At 75.3% G+C, this 15,920-nt stretch carries 21 protein-coding genes and 2 tRNA genes; 14 read left to right on the plus strand and 9 right to left on the minus strand.

Annotated elements, in window-relative coordinates:
* From PATMI_RS37620 to PATMI_RS0117015, 3 genes are all read left to right on the plus strand, one after another.
* Positions 1 to 398: hypothetical protein (locus PATMI_RS37620; RefSeq protein WP_036726034.1), on the plus strand; the 398-nt coding region annotated here is incomplete at its 5' end.
* 215 nt (positions 399 to 613) lie between these two features.
* The gene (locus PATMI_RS38560; protein ID WP_051471900.1) at positions 614 to 2,860 is read left to right on the plus strand and encodes an esterase-like activity of phytase family protein; all 2,247 of its coding nucleotides are present in this window, start codon (positions 614 to 616) and stop codon (positions 2,858 to 2,860) included.
* Between the two features lie 74 nt (positions 2,861 to 2,934).
* Positions 2,935 to 3,219: a DUF4031 domain-containing protein gene (locus tag PATMI_RS0117015; protein WP_026911745.1), complete on the plus strand. Its 285-nt coding sequence runs from the start codon at positions 2,935 to 2,937 to the stop codon at positions 3,217 to 3,219.
* Between the two features lie 2 nt (positions 3,220 to 3,221).
* Here PATMI_RS0117015 and PATMI_RS0117020 read toward each other — a convergent pair whose 3' ends face one another.
* Positions 3,222 to 4,496: a coiled-coil domain-containing protein gene (locus tag PATMI_RS0117020; protein WP_026911746.1), complete on the minus strand. Its 1,275-nt coding sequence runs from the start codon at positions 4,494 to 4,496 to the stop codon at positions 3,222 to 3,224.
* Between the two features lie 82 nt (positions 4,497 to 4,578).
* Here PATMI_RS0117020 and PATMI_RS0117025 point away from each other — a divergent pair, with 82 nt between their 5' ends.
* The 3 genes from PATMI_RS0117025 to PATMI_RS31055 all read left to right on the plus strand — a co-directional run bounded on the left by PATMI_RS0117025 (position 4,579) and on the right by PATMI_RS31055 (position 6,767).
* Entirely contained in the window at positions 4,579 to 4,968 is a 390-nt protein-coding gene (locus tag PATMI_RS0117025; RefSeq protein ID WP_026911747.1) for a translation initiation factor, read from the plus strand.
* A gap of 138 nt (positions 4,969 to 5,106) precedes the next feature.
* Positions 5,107 to 5,787 (plus strand): response regulator transcription factor, encoded by a 681-nt coding sequence (locus PATMI_RS0117030; protein WP_026911748.1) that lies wholly within the window; start codon positions 5,107 to 5,109, stop codon positions 5,785 to 5,787.
* Positions 5,784 to 6,767 (plus strand): sensor histidine kinase, encoded by a 984-nt coding sequence (locus PATMI_RS31055; RefSeq protein ID WP_051471902.1) that lies wholly within the window; start codon positions 5,784 to 5,786, stop codon positions 6,765 to 6,767. The genes PATMI_RS0117030 and PATMI_RS31055 overlap by 4 nt, the downstream gene beginning before the upstream one ends.
* Positions 6,768 to 6,787: 20 nt before the next feature.
* On the opposite strand, the gene PATMI_RS0117040 is transcribed toward PATMI_RS31055, so the two are convergent.
* A tRNA-Leu gene (locus PATMI_RS0117040) sits at positions 6,788 to 6,871 on the minus strand.
* Positions 6,872 to 7,051: 180 nt separating this feature from the next.
* Here PATMI_RS0117040 and PATMI_RS0117045 point away from each other — a divergent pair.
* A tRNA-Glu gene (locus PATMI_RS0117045) sits at positions 7,052 to 7,124 on the plus strand.
* Between the two features lie 95 nt (positions 7,125 to 7,219).
* Here the strand turns inward: PATMI_RS0117045 and PATMI_RS0117050 are convergent.
* Positions 7,220 to 7,399 carry a hypothetical protein gene (locus PATMI_RS0117050; protein WP_026911749.1) on the minus strand — a complete coding sequence of 60 codons (180 nt, stop codon included), beginning with the start codon at positions 7,397 to 7,399 and terminating at the stop codon, positions 7,220 to 7,222.
* A gap of 97 nt (positions 7,400 to 7,496) precedes the next feature.
* Between PATMI_RS0117050 and PATMI_RS0117055 the strand changes: the two genes are divergently transcribed.
* Positions 7,497 to 7,730, plus strand: a complete 234-nt coding sequence (locus PATMI_RS0117055) for a hypothetical protein (RefSeq protein WP_026911750.1) — start codon at positions 7,497 to 7,499, stop codon at positions 7,728 to 7,730.
* Between the two features lie 145 nt (positions 7,731 to 7,875).
* Positions 7,876 to 8,223: a hypothetical protein gene (locus PATMI_RS0117060; protein ID WP_026911751.1), complete on the plus strand. Its 348-nt coding sequence runs from the start codon at positions 7,876 to 7,878 to the stop codon at positions 8,221 to 8,223.
* Between the two features lie 11 nt (positions 8,224 to 8,234).
* On the opposite strand, the gene PATMI_RS0117065 is transcribed toward PATMI_RS0117060, so the two are convergent.
* The gene (locus PATMI_RS0117065) at positions 8,235 to 8,444 is read right to left on the minus strand and encodes a hypothetical protein (protein WP_026911752.1); all 210 of its coding nucleotides are present in this window, start codon (positions 8,442 to 8,444) and stop codon (positions 8,235 to 8,237) included.
* Positions 8,445 to 8,627: 183 nt separating this feature from the next.
* Between PATMI_RS0117065 and PATMI_RS0117070 the strand changes: the two genes are divergently transcribed.
* The 4 genes from PATMI_RS0117070 to PATMI_RS34870 all read left to right on the plus strand — a co-directional run bounded on the left by PATMI_RS0117070 (position 8,628) and on the right by PATMI_RS34870 (position 10,803).
* Positions 8,628 to 8,963 carry a hypothetical protein gene (locus tag PATMI_RS0117070; protein WP_026911753.1) on the plus strand — a complete coding sequence of 112 codons (336 nt, stop codon included), beginning with the start codon at positions 8,628 to 8,630 and terminating at the stop codon, positions 8,961 to 8,963.
* A 57-nt stretch (positions 8,964 to 9,020) separates the two neighbouring features.
* Positions 9,021 to 9,281 (plus strand): DUF3072 domain-containing protein, encoded by a 261-nt coding sequence (locus tag PATMI_RS31060; RefSeq protein ID WP_051471904.1) that lies wholly within the window; start codon positions 9,021 to 9,023, stop codon positions 9,279 to 9,281.
* An 88-nt stretch (positions 9,282 to 9,369) separates the two neighbouring features.
* Entirely contained in the window at positions 9,370 to 9,882 is a 513-nt protein-coding gene (locus tag PATMI_RS31065) for a glutathione peroxidase (protein WP_084270370.1), read from the plus strand.
* A gap of 48 nt (positions 9,883 to 9,930) precedes the next feature.
* A complete protein-coding gene (locus tag PATMI_RS34870) occupies positions 9,931 to 10,803 on the plus strand; it encodes a phosphatase PAP2 family protein (protein ID WP_051471906.1) in 873 nt (290 codons plus the stop codon).
* A 9-nt stretch (positions 10,804 to 10,812) separates the two neighbouring features.
* Here PATMI_RS34870 and PATMI_RS0117090 read toward each other — a convergent pair whose 3' ends face one another.
* Positions 10,813 to 11,373 (minus strand): cob(I)yrinic acid a,c-diamide adenosyltransferase, encoded by a 561-nt coding sequence (locus tag PATMI_RS0117090; protein ID WP_026911754.1) that lies wholly within the window; start codon positions 11,371 to 11,373, stop codon positions 10,813 to 10,815.
* Positions 11,374 to 11,454: 81 nt separating this feature from the next.
* Here PATMI_RS0117090 and PATMI_RS0117095 point away from each other — a divergent pair, with 81 nt between their 5' ends.
* On the plus strand, positions 11,455 to 12,447 hold the full coding sequence (locus tag PATMI_RS0117095) for a hypothetical protein (protein ID WP_026911755.1): 993 nt from the start codon (positions 11,455 to 11,457) through the stop codon (positions 12,445 to 12,447).
* A gap of 89 nt (positions 12,448 to 12,536) precedes the next feature.
* Here PATMI_RS0117095 and PATMI_RS0117100 read toward each other — a convergent pair whose 3' ends face one another.
* The 4 genes from PATMI_RS0117100 to PATMI_RS37625 form a co-directional block, all read right to left on the minus strand.
* Positions 12,537 to 13,634 (minus strand): hypothetical protein, encoded by a 1,098-nt coding sequence (locus PATMI_RS0117100; RefSeq protein ID WP_026911756.1) that lies wholly within the window; start codon positions 13,632 to 13,634, stop codon positions 12,537 to 12,539.
* Between the two features lie 36 nt (positions 13,635 to 13,670).
* Complete coding sequence (locus PATMI_RS0117105; RefSeq protein ID WP_036726038.1) at positions 13,671 to 14,756, minus strand: SDR family oxidoreductase; 1,086 nt, start codon at positions 14,754 to 14,756, stop codon at positions 13,671 to 13,673.
* A gap of 129 nt (positions 14,757 to 14,885) precedes the next feature.
* Entirely contained in the window at positions 14,886 to 15,578 is a 693-nt protein-coding gene (locus PATMI_RS0117110; RefSeq protein ID WP_026911758.1) for a LuxR C-terminal-related transcriptional regulator, read from the minus strand.
* Positions 15,575 to 15,920, minus strand: a 346-nt coding sequence (locus PATMI_RS37625; protein WP_036728584.1) for an ATP-binding protein, incomplete at its 5' end; no start/stop codon positions are given. The genes PATMI_RS0117110 and PATMI_RS37625, both read right to left, overlap by 4 nt.

The raw sequence follows: 15,920 nt of genomic DNA on the forward strand, positions 1-15,920 counted from the left end.
TCGTCCCCGCGGGGCCCGCCGCGGCGACCGCTGGGGAGACGGAGGACGAGGACCGGGAGCCCGCGACCCCGGTCCGGCGTGCGCTGCCGCAGCTCGCGCTCGCGCTCGAGGGCGTCCAGGGCCTCCGCGAGTCGACCAGGCTGCGCAGCGTCCGGGCGTCGGCGTTCGTCCGCAGCGTGCCACGACGCCTGCGCGACACCGAGACCACGGCCGCCGGTGCCGCCCGCCCGGGTCGCCGGCGCCGCTCCTCGTCGTCGCTGGCGACCGAGGGCGTCGGGGAGGTCACGACCACCCGCTGGCGTCGCCGCGAGGACGATCCGTCGGCGGTCGACGAGGCGGGCCGCGCGACGAGCTGGCTGCAGCAGGCGGTCTGGTCGCACCGCACGCGCTCGCGCTGAGCGGGTGCCCGTCCCGGTCGGACCGGCGACCGCCCGGCGGGTGGGCCACCGCCCCGTCCGGCGCGGTACCTTGCGGTGGACGCCGTTCACCGGAGGGTCACCGCTCGGCCACACGACGGTGACGGGCGGGGGGTCCCCGGGGCGCAGGATCGGACGGTCGCGCCTCGGGCGGCCCGTCGGGGTCGTCGGACGCGCGTCCCGATCCCGAGGTCCGCATGACCAGCACCCGTTCCCGCCGCCGCACCGCCGGCCGGCTCGCCCTCGCCGCGGCGCTTCCAGCCGCGCTGCTCGCCCCGACCGCGGCGCACGCAGCCGGGTACGTGAAGGTCGGCACGCCGGCGATCTGGACCCAGCCGTTCGTGCTGCCCGGCGCCGAGCTCTACACCCCGGCGGTCGTCGAGGGCGGCTGGTCGGCGTTCGCGCCGATCAACGACCGCGAGTACTGGACGGTCAGCGACCGCGGTCCGAACGGCCTGCCGGTCGTGACGTCCGCGACGGATCCTGCCTCGACGGTGGACGGGGCCGCCCGGCGCACGTTCCTGGCCCCCGGCTTCACCCCGACGATCTACCGCGTCCGGATCGAGGACAGCGGGCAGCTGACCGTCCTCCAGCGGATCCCGATCAAGCTGAAGGCCGGCGCCGTGAACCCGGCCCAGGCGTATCTGAAGGCGCATCCAGACCCGGCGAAGGGCATCGTGGCCGGACCGCAGAACCAGATCACCGGCCTTCCCCAGATCGCGACGGCCTCGCAGGCGGCGAACTCCGGCCTGCCGGTGAAGGACGCGCAGACGACCAGCTCGTACAAGATCGGCAACGCGGCAGACGAGGTCCCGTACGCGGCCGACGGCCTGACCCTGCTGCCGTCCGACCCGTACGGCCTCGACACCGAGTCGATCTCCGTCGATCCGCGGGACGGGAGCTTCTGGATCGGCGACGAGTACCGCCCGACGATCGCCCACGTCGCCGCGGACGGCACCCTGCTCGGCCGGATCGTCCCCGCGGGCGTGCAGGTCGGTGCCGACACGGGGAACCCGACGAAGTTCCCCGCCGCCGACGAGAGCGTCGTCCCGTCGTTCCAGGTCCTGCCGCGCGCCTTCGCGTTCCGGAAGCAGAACCGCGGCATGGAGGGCGCGACGCTCAGCAAGGACGGCCGCACGCTGTTCGGCCTGATGCAGTCGTCGCTCGAGACCGCCCGCGGGACCGGGGCCGGTGCCGGCGACCAGCGGACGCTCCGCCTCGTCCGGTTCGACGTGACCGATCCGGGCGCCCCGAAGCTCACCGGCGAGTTCGTGTACCGGCTCGACCTGGCCGTGCCCGACGGCACGATCACGAAGCAGAGCGACATCAGCAACTCCGACATCGCCGCCCTGGACGCGACGCACCTGCTGGTCGACGAGCACGACAACGTCACCTCCGACCCGACGAAGGGCTACAAGAAGGTCTACGAGATCGACCTCGCGGGGGCCTCGAACCTGGCGGGCGGCTCTCAGGACGGCGAGGACACGACGCTCGAGTCGAGCAACGCCGCCGGCGTCGCGCCCGTGACGAAGACCCTGCGCCTGGACCTCACGGCCGCCGGGTACGACCACGACAAGCCCGAGGGCATCGGCGTCTTCCCGAACGGCGACCTGGCCGTGCAGGACGACAACGACTTCGGGTTCGAGCAGGCGAAGGATCCCGGCGCCGCGGGCGCGACGACGCCGTTCAAGGTCACGGCCAGCGGCAAGACCACCGAGCTGTGGCGCTTCACGCTCCGGCCCGTGGTGACGACGGCCCCGTCGGTCTCGGGCACCGCGGTCGTCGGCAGCACGCTGACCTGCGCGCCGGGCGCCGCGACCAACGGCGACTCCTCCGCGATCCAGTGGACCCGTGGCGGTCGCGTGGTCGCGGGCGCGACGTCCGCGACGTACGCGCTGACCTCCGCCGACGTCGGCCGGCCGCTCGTCTGCCGCGTGACCTGGACGTCGACGTCCGGCACGACCGTCGTCGACAGCGACACCACCGTCCCGGTGCAGGCCGCACAGAACGGCACCAACGGCACGAACGGCAGCAACGGCGCCGACGGGGCGAAGGGCGACGCCGGCGCGAAGGGCGACCAGGGCGTCCCGGGGACGGCCGGCGCGACCGGTGCGACCGGGGCGAAGGGCGACACGGGAGCGACCGGCCCGCAGGGTCCGGCCGGGGCGAAGGGCGCGAAGGGCAACACCGGCGCCCGCGGCCCGGCGGGCCGCGTCAAGGTCAGCTGCAAGGTGACCTCCAGCGGTCGCCGCGTCACCTGCAGGGTGACGGGCTCGGCGGCGAAGGCCGGGACCCGCATCCGCCTGACCCGCGCCGGGCGCACCGTCGCGACCGCGCGCCTGTCGCACGGCCGCGTCGTCCTGCGGCCGCGCGCCGCGGTCCGCCGCGGGCGCTACGTCGTCGCGACGGGCGCCGCCTCGCGCGTCGCGCTGCACGTCCGCTGATCCGACGGGGCGCGCGGCGGATCCGCCGCGCGCCGTCAGGGACGGTCCGCCGTCGTCCGTCATGATCGTCCCCCGTGACGGTCAGGGTGGACGACGGCTTCGTCGAGGGCGAGTGGGGCCGCTGGAGCGGAGGCGGCCACCTGCAGGCCGACACCGTCGAGGAGCTCCACGCGTTCGCCGACCGGCTCGGCCTGCGCCGCGTCTGGTTCCAGTCGAAGCCCGGCCGGCCGTGGCACGACCACTACGACCTCACGCGCGAGGGTCGCGAGCGGGCGATCGCGCTCGGCGCCGAGCCGATCCCCTGGCGCGAGGCCGCGCGCCGCAACATCGCGCTCCGCCGCGCGGCCCGCGGCGGCTGACGTCAGCCGCTGGTCGAGTCGCTCAGGTGCCGTCCGACCGGGCCCACGTACACCCCGCGAGGGAGCCCGGCCAGATCCGGCTCGGTGCCCTTCACGAGCGCCAGGTAGATCCGGCAGGTGCGCTGCAGCCCGCGGCCCGTCGCGACCCGCACGTGCGGCCCCGCCCACAGCGGCCGCCCCTCGTGCGAGAACCGGTACTCGCGAGCGTTCTGGTTGCGGGCGGTCGTCGACACGTCGTCGGCCCACTCGAGCTGCTCGGCGAGCGCCACGTCGCGGATCGGCCGCCCGACCCCGCCCTCGACGGCCCACGCGGCCGCGACCCGGTCCAGCGCGACGAGGTCCCGCAGGAGCTTGCGCGGCTCGTCGTAGGGCGCGGTGCGCGCCGTGGTGAACGCCCGCTCGGTGTAGACGAGGTGCTCGGCGTGCGCGGCGGCGAGCTCGACGGCCTCGAGCACCGTCCGCACGTGCGGCAGGTCGTCGACGCGCAACGGCCCGTGGTCCTCCGGGTCGACGAGGTCGACGTCGGGGCTCCCGGCCTCGAGCGCCAGGCGCCGCAGCCGCCGCGCGGCGCCGCGCAGGTGCTCGCGGTCGGCGTCCGCGCGCTCGACGGCGTCGGTGAGCTCCTCGAGCGCCACCGCCCGGTCGACGAGCTGCGCCTCGAGATCCGCGACGCGCGCGAGCAGCCCGGCGATTTCGGCGTCGTCGTGCCGCGGTGCGGCGTCACCGCGGGGGCCGTCGGCGAGCTCCCGCAGGCGGTCGCGCTCGGCGGCGGTCTGCGACAGCCGGGCGTGGGCGCGTTCGAGCTCCCCCGTCAGTCGCTGCCGCTCGCCCTGCTCGTGCGCGGCCTTCGCGGCCTGCCGGGACTCGCGCTCCTCCGCCCGGTCGACCCGGTTGCGGGCGCGGGAGGCGTCGCGGGAGCGGTGCTCGGCCGCCTGGTCCGCGCGGTCCTGCGCGGCGTCGGACGCCCGGCGCGCGGTCCGGAGCAGCTCCCCGAGCGCCCGCAGGCCCGCGGGCAGCACCGCGGGCGCGCCGGGCGGCGGCAGCTCGTGGCCGGCCAGGTCGGCGGCGTCCTCGGGGTCGAGCCCGGCGACGCGGGCGATCCGGTCCGCCGTGGACCCCGGGCCGGGGGCTGCGCGGTCCTCCGCCGCGTCCGGTGACGGACGGGGACCGCGGTGGCGTTGCCGCCGGCGCCCGGGGCCACCGGCGCCCTTCGGTGCACGCCACCCGCGACGTGCGCCGTACCCGAAGCGCTCGTCGTCGTCGCGGGGGCCGCCCATCGCTCCGATCATCGCAGTCGCCCCCGGCAGGCCGGGTGCCCGGGCGGATGCGCCCACGGCGACTCGGCTAGCGTCCCCGGCCATGCCCCGGATCCCGCGACGCGACGAGGACCTCGTGTGGTCGAGCGACGGCGGGGACACCCGGCGCCGCGACGGCCCGGGCGGCGGCCGTCCGGGCGGGAAGAAGGGCCGGAAGGGCGGGGGAGCCCCGAAGCCGCCGCAGGCCGACGCCGGCGGCCGCGTGAAGGTCCGCCGCGAGACCGCCGGACGCCGCGGCAAGACCGCGACCACGGTGTCGGGCGTGCCGCTCGACGACGACGGGCTCCGCGAGCTCGCCGGTCGGCTGAAGAAGCGCTGCGGCGTCGGCGGCTCCGCGAAGGACGGCGTCATCGAGCTCCAGGGCGACCACCGCGACGTCGTGGTGGAGGTCCTCCGGGCCGAGGGCTTCGACGTGGTGCTGGCCGGCGGCTGACCCGGGCCGGCGGGTCCGGGGAACCCCGCGGCGGCGGTGGAGCCGATCGCGCCCGGCCCGTGTGGCCCTCGCGGATCCGCACAGGATCCGCACATCGCCCGCACGCCCGGGGCACCGTCCGCCCGTACCATCGCCCCGATGCGGCGGCGGACGATCGTGGTGGTGGAGGACGAGGCGACGATCGCCCGCGCCGTGGCCGCGCGGCTGCGGGCCGAGGGCTTCGACGTCGAGGTCGCCGGCACCGGCCCGGACGCGGTCGAGCTCTGCGCGCGCGTCGCACCGGACCTCGTCGTCCTGGACTGGATGCTCCCGGGCTTCGACGGCGTCGAGGCCTGCCGTCGGATCCAGGCCGACCGTCCGGTGCCCGTCGTCTTCCTGACCGCTCGGGACGCCGAGGCCGATCTCCTCGTGGGCCTCGGCATCGGTGCCGACGACTACGTCACCAAGCCGTTCTCGCCGCGCGAGCTCGTCGCGCGCGTCCACGCGGTGCTCCGGCGCACCGCGCGTGCGGGCGAGGACCACGGACCGTCGCGGGTCGCGGTGGGGGACGACGTCCTCGACCTCGACGCGCGCCGCCTGCTGCGGGACGGCGTCGAGGTCCCGCTGACGCCGACGGAGCTCGACCTGCTGGGCACGCTCGCGGCGCGACCAGGTCGCGCGTTCTCGCGCGACGAGCTCCTCGCCGAGGTGTGGGACTGGCACGAGGCCGGCTCGACGCGGACCGTCGACTCGCACGTCGCGGCGCTGCGGCGCAAGCTCGGCGCCGGGGTGGTGCGGACGGTCACCGGCCACGGGTACGCGCTCGGCGACCGGCCGTGACCCGGCCGTTCCTCCGCGCGCCGCTGGACCGCCTTCCGTCGCTGAAGCTCCGCCTCGGGCTCCTCATCGTCCTCGCGCTCGGGGTGACGCTCACGACGATGTGGATCGCCTCCGCCCTCGGGGTCCGGCTGCGGCTCGCGGCGCTGACGGGGCTGGTCGTCTCCCTCCTCGCCGTCCAGGTCGTCGCCCGGGGCACGACATCGCCGCTGCGCGAGCTGGCCCGCGCCGCCGGGCGGATCGCGGGCGGCGAGCGCGGGGTGCGCGTCGTCGTCCACGGGCGCGACGAGGTCGCGCGGCTGGGGGACGCGTTCAACACGATGGCCGCCGAGCTGGAGGAGACGGACCGGATCCGCCGCGACCTCGTCGCCGACGCCGCCCACGAGCTTCGGACCCCGGTCGCGGCGCTGCGTGCCGCGCTCGAGAACGCCGCCGACGGCGTCCAGCCGGCCGACCCCGAGGAGCTCCTCGGCCAGGTGGTGCGCCTGGGGGATCTCGCCGACGTGCTCCTCGACCTCTCGCGCCTCGACGCCGGGGCGAGCACCCTGGAACGCCGCCGGGTGACGCTCGCCGACCTCGTCGACGTCCCCGTCGACGCCCCGGAGGGGCTCCTCGTCGACGCCGACCCCGACCGGTTGCGGCAGGTGCTCGGCAACCTGCTGCAGAACGCGGAGCGCCACGCGCCCGGGGCGACCGTCGTCGTCCGGGCCCGCGCGACGCCCACGGGCGGGGTGCGGATCGAGGTGGAGGACGACGGCCCGGGGCTCGACGCGGGGGACGCTCTGCGCGTGTTCGAGCGGTTCGCCCGCTCCGACCGGTCGCGCACGACGCCGGGCTCCGGCCTCGGGCTCGCGATCTCCCGGTCGATCGTCGAGCTCCACGGCGGCACGATCCGTGCCGAGGCGGTGGTCCCGCACGGCTGCCGGATGGTCGTCGAGCTGCCCGCCGGCGGGGGCCCGGGAAAGACGGAGGGCCCCGTCTGACGACGGGGCCCTCCTGCAGGTGCGGATGAGAGGACTCGAACCTCCACGGGGTTGCCCCCACGGCGACCTGAACGCCGCGCGTCTACCAATTCCGCCACATCCGCGTGGCGTCGCGACCTGCATCGCGAGCGGGAACTGTAGCGCAGAGCCCCGCGATCCGGCGGCCGGCCCACGGCGTCCGCGACCGGCCCCCGGGGGCACCGCGAGGGGAGGGGACGTCGCGACGCATCCTCGCGGCGAGGTGGTATAACTCCGCTCCGCGCGTCGCTGACGCACGGCCCCGCGCCGCTATCGTCCAGGGGACTAGGACGCCGCCCTCTCACGGCGGAAACCCGGGTTCGAATCCCGGTAGCGGTACCTCACCGAAGCCCCCGCGAGAGCGGGGGCTTCGTCGTTCCCGGGCCCGTCGGCCCGCGGGCCCGCCGATGGGCCGGCGTCGGCGGGCCGGGGTTTCAGTAGACCTTCTCTCCCGGAGCCGGCTCGACCGTGTGGCGCTCGCGCGGCCACGCCTCGTCGGCCGCCGCCCAGAAGGGCACGCCGTCGGGGACCTCGACGACCTCGTCGTGGACCGCCTCGACGACCCACGGCTGCCCCTTCTTGTAGTCCCGGACGGTGACGCGCACGTGCTTCATGCGAACGTATGTTCGTGTTCGCCCAGGACGGACGACGAATGCCTGCAAACGGCGAGACGACCGCCCTGGAGTGGCGCCGCGCCGCTAGGCTGCGCCCATGATCGTGCTCCTGGTCATCGGCGTCCTCCTGGTGCTCTACGGCGCCGCTCGCGTCTTCAATGTGGGCGGGCTGGCCACGCGGACGCAGCAGCGGGCCGAGCGGATCGAGGAGCGGCGACGTCAGCAGGGCGGAGCGCCCCAGGAGGTCCCGGAGAACCTCGCCCAGTGGCTCGGGAAGGCGTTCATCGTCGTCGGGCTGGTCGTCATCGCCGCCGGTCTCATCATCGGCTGAGCGCCTCGCGCGAGCGTGCGTCGTACGCTCAGGAGCAGGGCTTTCGGCGCCGTGGGCTGGGCTAGCATGGGGTCACGCTGACGATCGGCGGACGTCGACCGCGCCGCTGTCCGGTGCGGCGCGCCCGGGTCGCGCCGCACCCGACGTGCCAGACCGCTCCCTCACCCCGCACGAGCTCCACCAGAAGGCGATCTCGGTGCTCGACCAGCTGGCGCGGCTCGAGGCCGGATCCCGACGAGGGGACGTGCCCCGACCACAGGAGATCGATGTCGTCGCCCGCGCGGCGACCGACCTCCGGCGGCGGATCGAGGAGGTCGCCCGGGAGCAGCCGGACGCCGGGGCGGTCGCGCTCCAGCACCTGGCGTCGGCGCGGGGCCGCATCGTCGAGGGCCTCGGGATCGTCGACCGGCTCACCGCGAGCATCGAGACCCGGCGGCGGTCGTCCGCGCCGGCGGCCGGGCGTCCGGACCCCGGCTCGGCGACCGGCGCCTGACCCCTCGGCGGTCAGTCCTCGCGGTCGTCGGGAAGCTCGTCGTCGAACCCGCCGAGCGCGGCGATCTCCGCCATCGATCCCGCCAGGGTGCGCTGCGCGCTCTGGAGCTGACGACGCACGTCGTCGAGGGCGTGCAGCGCGAGCGTCAGGCGGGCGTCGTCGCTCAGGCCCCTGAGATCGGGCACCACGTCGACGTCGGGGTGCCGGGACGGTTCGGGCATGCCCGTCCCCTCGGCGCGTCCGGGCGTGCGGTCGCCGGTCCGGTGGCGGACTGGCCGATCGGACGATGTGGACGCGGGCGCCGGGCACGCCGGAGGGTCGTGGTCGCGACGAGGGCGGACCGGCAGAAGGACGAATGTCAGACTCGGTGCAACCAAATCGCGTGATCGGACGTATTTGGGGGGATGTCGACCGAATCGCCCCACCAGCGCATCGCCCGACAGACCGGTCCGGACCTCCGTCGCAACGAGCGGATGATCGATGCGGTCCAGGGCCTGAGCCGTCAGCTCGCCGAGACCGAACGGACGCTCCAGACCTTCATCTCGGCGCTCTCGTCGTCGGTCGACGCGCCCCGGCACCCGGAGGCGCAGACCCCCCGGACGTCCGACGCCCCGCGACGGTCCGTCGACGCGACCCCGCGCGAGGACGCACCCGCCGGCCTGGCGGATCACGTGCTCCCCGGTGCGCACGGCGGCGCACGTCCCACGGCGGACGACGCGCGCCGGGCTCCGGGCGCCTGACGTCCTGAGCCTCCGTCGCCGCGGTTCGCGCGGGGCGGGCCGGGTAGCGAACCCGGCATGAGCGAGTCGACGCCCGACCAGCAGCCCGACGCCGGGACGCCGCCCGAGGCGGCACCGCAGCGGACGCCCGAGAAGGATCCGTCGGAGTGGGCGACGGGTGGGGAGCCCGCGACCGGGCCGCAGCTGTCGTACGTCTCGACGCTCGCCCAGGAGGCCGGCGTCGAGGTGCCCGACGGCCTGACGAAGGCCGACGCGTCCAAGCTCATCGACGAGCTGCAGACGAAGACGGGACGCGGCACGCCCTCGTCCGGAGGCTGACCGCCCGGGCCGCGGCGGGGCCCGGACGGAATCCACCGGGGGGACCGGGTCGTAGAGTGCTCGTATGGGCATCCTCTCGACTCTCCGCATGTACACCAAGCGTCCGAAGAAGCTCGACGCGCCGACGGACGTCTACGCACACGACGTCGGCCTGCTCGAGGGCGGGACGCTCGACCTCGCCGGCCGGCACGGCAAGCCCACGCTGATCGTGAACACCGCCAGCAAGTGCGGGTTCACGCCGCAGTTCGAGGGCCTGCAGAAGCTCTACGAGGAGTACCACGGGCGCGGCCTCGAGATTGTGGGCTGCCCGTCGGGCGACTTCGCCGGCCAGGAGCACGACGACGCCGACGCGATCGGCGAGGTCTGCCAGCGCAACTACGGCGTCACGTTCCCCGTCACCGAGAAGATGTCGGTCCGCGCCGACCCGCACCCGCTGTGGGCCGACCTCGCCCGCCAGCCGGAGTCCGCGCCGCCCTCCTGGAACTTCACGAAGTACCTCGTCGACGGCGACGGGAAGCTCGTCAAGCGCTGGAACTCGAAGGTCACCCCGCAGGACGAGGATCTCGTGAAGACGATCGAGTCGGTGCTGCCCGCCGCCTGATCCGCAGCCGGCGGGGCGCACCGGACGATCGTCTACCGTCCACCGTCCTTGCCCCCCGTCGTCGACCGATCCCTGCTGCAACGACGGCTGACCCGCGCCGCCGTCGTCCTCTTCGCGCTGTTCCTCTTCGTCGGCCTCGTCGTGCGGCCGACCGGACTGGGGGACACCATCGACGGCCGCACCCTGAGCGCGCTGCGCCCGCTCGACGACGACGAGACCCACGCCGGCTGGGACGCGATCACGCACTTCGGGGCGCCGTCGTCGTACCTCCAGTACTGCCTCGCGCTGATGCTCGTGGCGGCGGTCCGGCGCCGCCGGCGGTGGGTGCTGGTGGTGCCCGTGACGATGCTCTGCAGCGAGCTGTCGGCGCAGGGGATCAAGCAGCTGCTCGCCGGCGCGCGGCCCGACGTCGCGTACAGCGCGACGATCGGCGACGCCGCCTGGCCGTCCGGGCACAGCACCGCCGCGATGACGGTCGCGCTGCTCGCCGTGCTGGTCGCCCCGCGGAGGATGCGCCCGACCGTCGCGGTGCTCGGCGCGCTCTGCGCCCTCGGTGTGGGCATCGCGATGGTCGCCGTCGGCGCGCACTACCCCACGGACATCTTCGGCGGCTATCTCTGTGCGGCGCTCTGGGTGACGCTCGCGGCGATCGTGCTGCTCGAGTGGCAGCGCCGGCGACCCGTCGTCCGGCCGGTCGAGCGCCCCACGAACCGCCCGTGGGCGCTGGTCGGGCCGGTGCTGCTCCTGGTGCTCGGCGCGTTGACCGCGGTGTCCCTCGCCGATCGGAGCGGCGGGGGCGTCGTCGGGACGGTCCGCGACCACACCGTGGCGGTCGTGGTCGTCGGGGTTCTCGTCGCCCTGGCCCTGACGCTCGCCGCGCTGACGGCCTCGCTGCCCGAGACCCGCGACGACCGCGACTGACCGCCCCGCTCAGCGGCTCGCGCCCGGCTGCCAGAGCGGCTCGTCCCCGCGGGTGGACGCGCGGGCGAGGATGAACAGCAGGTCCGAGAGCCGGTTCAGGTACCGGACGACCTCCGGGTTGGCGCCCTCGACGTCCAGGGCCCGGCGCTCGCTGCGGCGCGCGATCGTGCGGGCGACGTGCAGGTGCGCCGCCGCGGGGCCGCCGCCCGGTAGCAGGAAGGACTTCAGCGGCGTCAGCTCGGCGTTGACCTCGTCGCAGCGCTCCTCGAGCCAGGTCACCTGCTGGGGGGTCGCCCGGAGCCGGTCCTTGCGCTCGTGGTCCGTGTCGTGCGGGACGGAGAGGTCGGCGCCCAGGTCGAACAGGTCGTTCTGGATCCGCACGAGCCACGGGCGGAAGCGCTCCGGCAGGTCCTCGAGCGTGACGACGACGCCGAGGGTGCTGTTGAGCTCGTCGATGTCGCCGTACGCCTCGATCCGGGGATGGGTCTTCGGCACGCGGCTCATGTCGCCCAGGTGCGTCTCGCCCGCGTCCCCGGTCCGCGTGTAGATCCGGGTGAGGTTCACCGTCATGGTCCGAGCGTATCCGCGGCCCCCGTGGCGCGCTCCCACGGGCGGGGCGGCGGCGGCCGGGGCCACCTAGAATCGGTCGTCGTGCTGACGTCGCCCGCCCGCCCGTCCCGCGTCCGGCACCTGGCCGCGCTCGTCGCCTCCGTCCTGGCGGTCGCCGGGGTCGCGGGGTGCGGCCAGATCGACGAGAAGGGCGCCGGCGTGCGGGTCCTGATCACCAGCGACGACGGCGCGAAGGTGCTCCTCGACCGGCGCGCCGTGAAGGCGTCCGACGACGAGCCCGCGATCCAGGTCCTGCAGCGCGCCACCACCGTCCGGGCCGACGCGGCGGGCACCGTCTCCGAGCTCGCCGGTGCCCGGGCGACCGGCGGGCGCGCGTGGACGCTGTGGGTCAACGGCTCGCCGGTGCGCTCCGGCGCGCTGAAGGCCACGGGGGAGGACGTCAACCTCCAGAAGCTGCCGACGCTCGACACGGTCCGCACCGCGAAGGTCAGCGAGGGCGACACGATCTGGATGGACCTCGGGCCGCGGTCGCCGGTCGTCGCGCGCGGCGTCGTCGGGACGTTCCCGGAGCCGTTCCTCCACGGCCAGGAGGGCAAGCGCTGGCCGGTGCGCGTCGAGTGCGGCGAGGAGCGCGCGCAGTCGTGCCGGATGGTCCGCGACGCGCTCGTCCGCTACGGGATCCCGGCGGTCACGAACCTCGTCCGCAGCTCGTACAACCCGGAGTCCGCGCGGATCGCGGTCGGCACCTGGGCCCAGCTGCGCGACGACCCGTCGATCGGGCTGTCCGAGCGCGGTGCCCCGGCGAGCGGCATCCCGATCGTGCCGGCGAAGGACGGCCGGAGCCTCGGGCTGACGGACGCCGGCGGGAAGGTCGTCCGCACGCTGGGGCCCGGGACCGGGGCGATCTTCGCGTCCCGGTGGCGCGACGAGCCGCCGAGCTGGGCGGTCACCGGCACCGATGACGCCGGCGTCCTGCGGGCCGCGGGCGCCCTCGACGAGACGGTCCTCAAGAACCACTTCGCCGTCGGCGTGGGCTCCGACGGCTCGGTCGCGTCGGTCCCGGTCGCGCCGTAGGGCGGGGCCCGGTCTGCCTCTCCGGGTGCCCCGTGCCCCGTCGAGGTCCGGGGTGGCCCGGACCCGGGACGCACGGGGCGGGGCCCGGTCTACCTCACCCGGCGCCAGGGCTGCGTCGCGGCGTTCAGCGACAGGAGCTCGCACCCGCGGGCCTCGGGCAGCAGCGGGTGCTTGCAGCTCCAGCGTCCGTCGCTGGCGATGCGCCGGACGACGACGAGGTCCGTGGCCGTCGTGCGGGCGACCGCGCTGAGCGCCGAGCCGTAGCGCTCGGTCTGGGCGTCGGTGAAGCCGGAGCCGAGGGTCCAGGCGCGCTTGCCGTCCAGCGTGGTACGGACGAGCTCCGAGCGGCTGGTCGCACCGGCGCGCTGCTGGGGCGCGACGACGTCGGCGGCCGACAGCACCGGGCGGCCGAGGCGGCTGAGCGTCCGGCGGTTGGTGGTCGCGCTGATCACCGTCCGCGGTGCCCCGCCTCCGCGACGGACGATCAGGCGCCAGCGCTCGGGGCCGACGCCGGACGTCCGCCACGACGCGGCGAGCGTCGTGCCCTGGAGGTCGATGCCCTGCGGGCCGTAGGACGGCGACGAGACGCGGCGCTTGCCCCGCTTCTCGGTGCGGGTCCCGAAGATCGTGGGGGCGACCGGGGCGGTGGCGGTGACGTCGGCCAGCGCGATCCCCGCGCGCTCGGGGTGCTTGCGCGACACGGCTCGGGAGAATGCGATGCGGTCGCCCCAGATCGCCGGGAAGCGCTCGTCGATCCGCGGGTCCGACGCCGCCGGCACGGCCGCGTCGACGCCGGTCGTGAGGTCGAGGCGGTGGACGTCGCAGCCCCTCGGGACGGCCGTCGTGGTGGTGGCGCACGAGGCGTAGACGACGGTCGGGGCGCCACCGGGTCCGGGACCGATGCTCGCGTCGATCGGGGAGTCCTGCGGCGCGATCGGCAGGCTGAGCCCCGTGCCGGTGGCGGTGCGCGCGACGAGGGCGTAGCGGCCGTCGTCCTGGCGGCGGCTCCAGATCAGCCACCCGTTCCAACCGTCGACGGGCGTGTCGTTCGCCTCGACGGAGAGCACCGTCGGGTCGAGGGGTCCGGGTGCGGCACCCGCCGGGGTCGCGGCGACGAGCACCGGGACGAGGACGGCGAGGACGGCGACGGCGGAGCGCGTGGGGGAGATGCGGGACGTCACGTTCATGGGAACCCGCGTGGCGGCCCGGAGTTCCGGTCGAACCTACTTCAGGGGGGCGAAGGCGGGGTCGTCCTGGTGCTCGCGGAAGAAGGCGACCATCGGCCCGACGTAGTCGGCGGTCGGCGGGCAGCGGACGCCGCGGCCGGCGAGCAGCGCGGTCGCGCGGGCGGTGTCGTAGCGGACCTGGTGGTTCAGGTAGATCAGCGACTCGCGCGGGGTCCCGCCGAGCAGGTGCCGGACGAGCGACAGGCGGAGCGACTGGTCGACGAGCTTCCAGGGCAGGCGGAGCTTCGCCTCGCGGCCCGCGTAGGCGACGCAGAGCAGGCGGTAGAGCTCGGCGGCGGTGATCGGGTCGGGGTCGACGAGGTGGAGCGTCTCCCCGGAGAACTCGGGGTGCGACGCGCCGGTGACGATCGCGTCGATCACGAAGTCGACGGGGACGACGTTGAACGGGGCGGTCATGGCGCCCGGCTGGATCAGCGGCGTGTGGCGCTCGATCGCCGCCTGGATCGTGCGGAGCAGGTAGTAGGGACCGTCGAACTTCTGGGTGACGCCGGTCTTCGAGTCGCCGACGACGATGCCCGGCCGGTAGATCGTGGTGGGGACGTCGTCCATCGAGGCGCGGACGAGGACCTCGGCGGCGAACTTCGTGGACTCGTAGTGGTTCTTGAACGCCTGGCCGGCGGCGAGGTCGGCCTCCTTCACCGTCCCGCGGCGCTGCCCGGCGACGTAGGCGGTCGACACGTAGTTGTGGCGCTCGAGGCGGTCGCAGGCACGACAGAAGTCGACGACGTTCTGGGTGCCCTCGACGTTCACGCGCTCGGCGATCGAGAGCGGGACCGCGAGGTCGTAGATCGCGGCGAGGTGGTGGACCGCGACGGTCTCGGAGGCGAGGCGCCGGTACGTCGCCTCGTCGAGGCCGAGCCGCGGGGCGGTGATGTCGCCGGACTGGATCTGCAGGCGGTCGTCGAGGCCGAGCTCCTGCGCGACGGACCGCGCCTTGGGGACCATCCGCGGCTCGACGAGCGCGACGACCGTGGCGTCCGGGTCCTGCTCGAGCAGCAGCGGGATCAGGCGGGCGCCGATGAAGCCCGGGAAACCGGTGAAGAGGATCGTCCGAGCGGCCATGAGGCGGATCCTACTGGCGCGTAGGAACGGCCGCCTACCGACGGTACGAACCGGCCGGGTGGCCCGTGCCCCGCCGTCGTCCGGAGCAGCGCGGGCCCGGGACGCACGGGTCGGGCCCGCTCCCGGTCCTCAGTCCACGAGGCGGCGTTCCGTGGCCCAGCGGGTCAGCTCGTGGCGGTTGGAGAGCTGGAGCTTGCGCAGCACGGCGGAGACGTGGTGCTCGACGGTCTTGGGGGAGATCGAGAGCCGGCGGGCGATCTCCTTGTACATGTAGCCGCGGGCGATCAGGCGCAGGACCTCGCGCTCGCGGTCGGTGAGACCGTCGAGCTCGGGATCGGCGACGAGCGCGACGGCGGTGTCGATCCGACCGGCGAACGCGTCGAGGACGAAGCCGGCAAGCCGCGGCGAGAACACCGCGTCGCCGTCCCGGACCTTCGCGATGGCCGCGCCGAGCTCGTCGCCGGAGATCGTCTTCGTGACGTACCCGCGGGCGCCGCCGCGGATGAGGGCGATCACGTCCTCCGGCTCGTCGGACACCGAGAGGGCGAGGACCTTCTGGCCGGGCCGGGTCTCGTGGACGCGGCGCAGGACCTCGGCGCCGCCGCCGCCGGGCATGTGGACGTCGAGCAGGACGACGTCGGGCTCCCGGTCGAGGATCAGGCGGACGGCGACGTCGACGTCGCCGGCCTCGCCGAGCACGGTCGCCCGCACCGGTGCGGAGGGCATCCCGGTGCCGGCGGGGCGGCCCTCGAGCTCGGCGCGGACGCCGGCGCGGAAGAGGGCGTGGTCGTCGACGAGGACGACGCTGGGCGGTGCGGTCATGTCAGGTCCTCCAGGAGCAGTTCGACCTCGGTCCCCTCGCCGGGGGAGGAGTGGATCGTCGCGCGTCCGCCGGCGCGGCGCATGCGGCCGACGATCGACTCGGACACGCCGCGGCGGTCGGCGGGCACGGCGGCGGGGTCGAAGCCGCGGCCGCGGTCGCGGACGAAGACCTCGACGCGGCCCTGCTCCGCCTCGGCGAACACGGAGACGGTCGCGGTGCCGTCGCCCACGACGGGGCCGGCGGTCACGTCGCCCGACGGGACCAGCGGCGTGCCCTCCGGCGCGGCGAACGCGTGCCGTGCGGCGTTGGACATCGCCTCGCGGGCGGCGGCGACGAGGGCG

The sequence above is a fragment of the Patulibacter minatonensis DSM 18081 genome (assembly GCF_000519325.1).
Lineage (GTDB): Bacteria > Actinomycetota > Thermoleophilia > Solirubrobacterales > Solirubrobacteraceae > Patulibacter > Patulibacter minatonensis.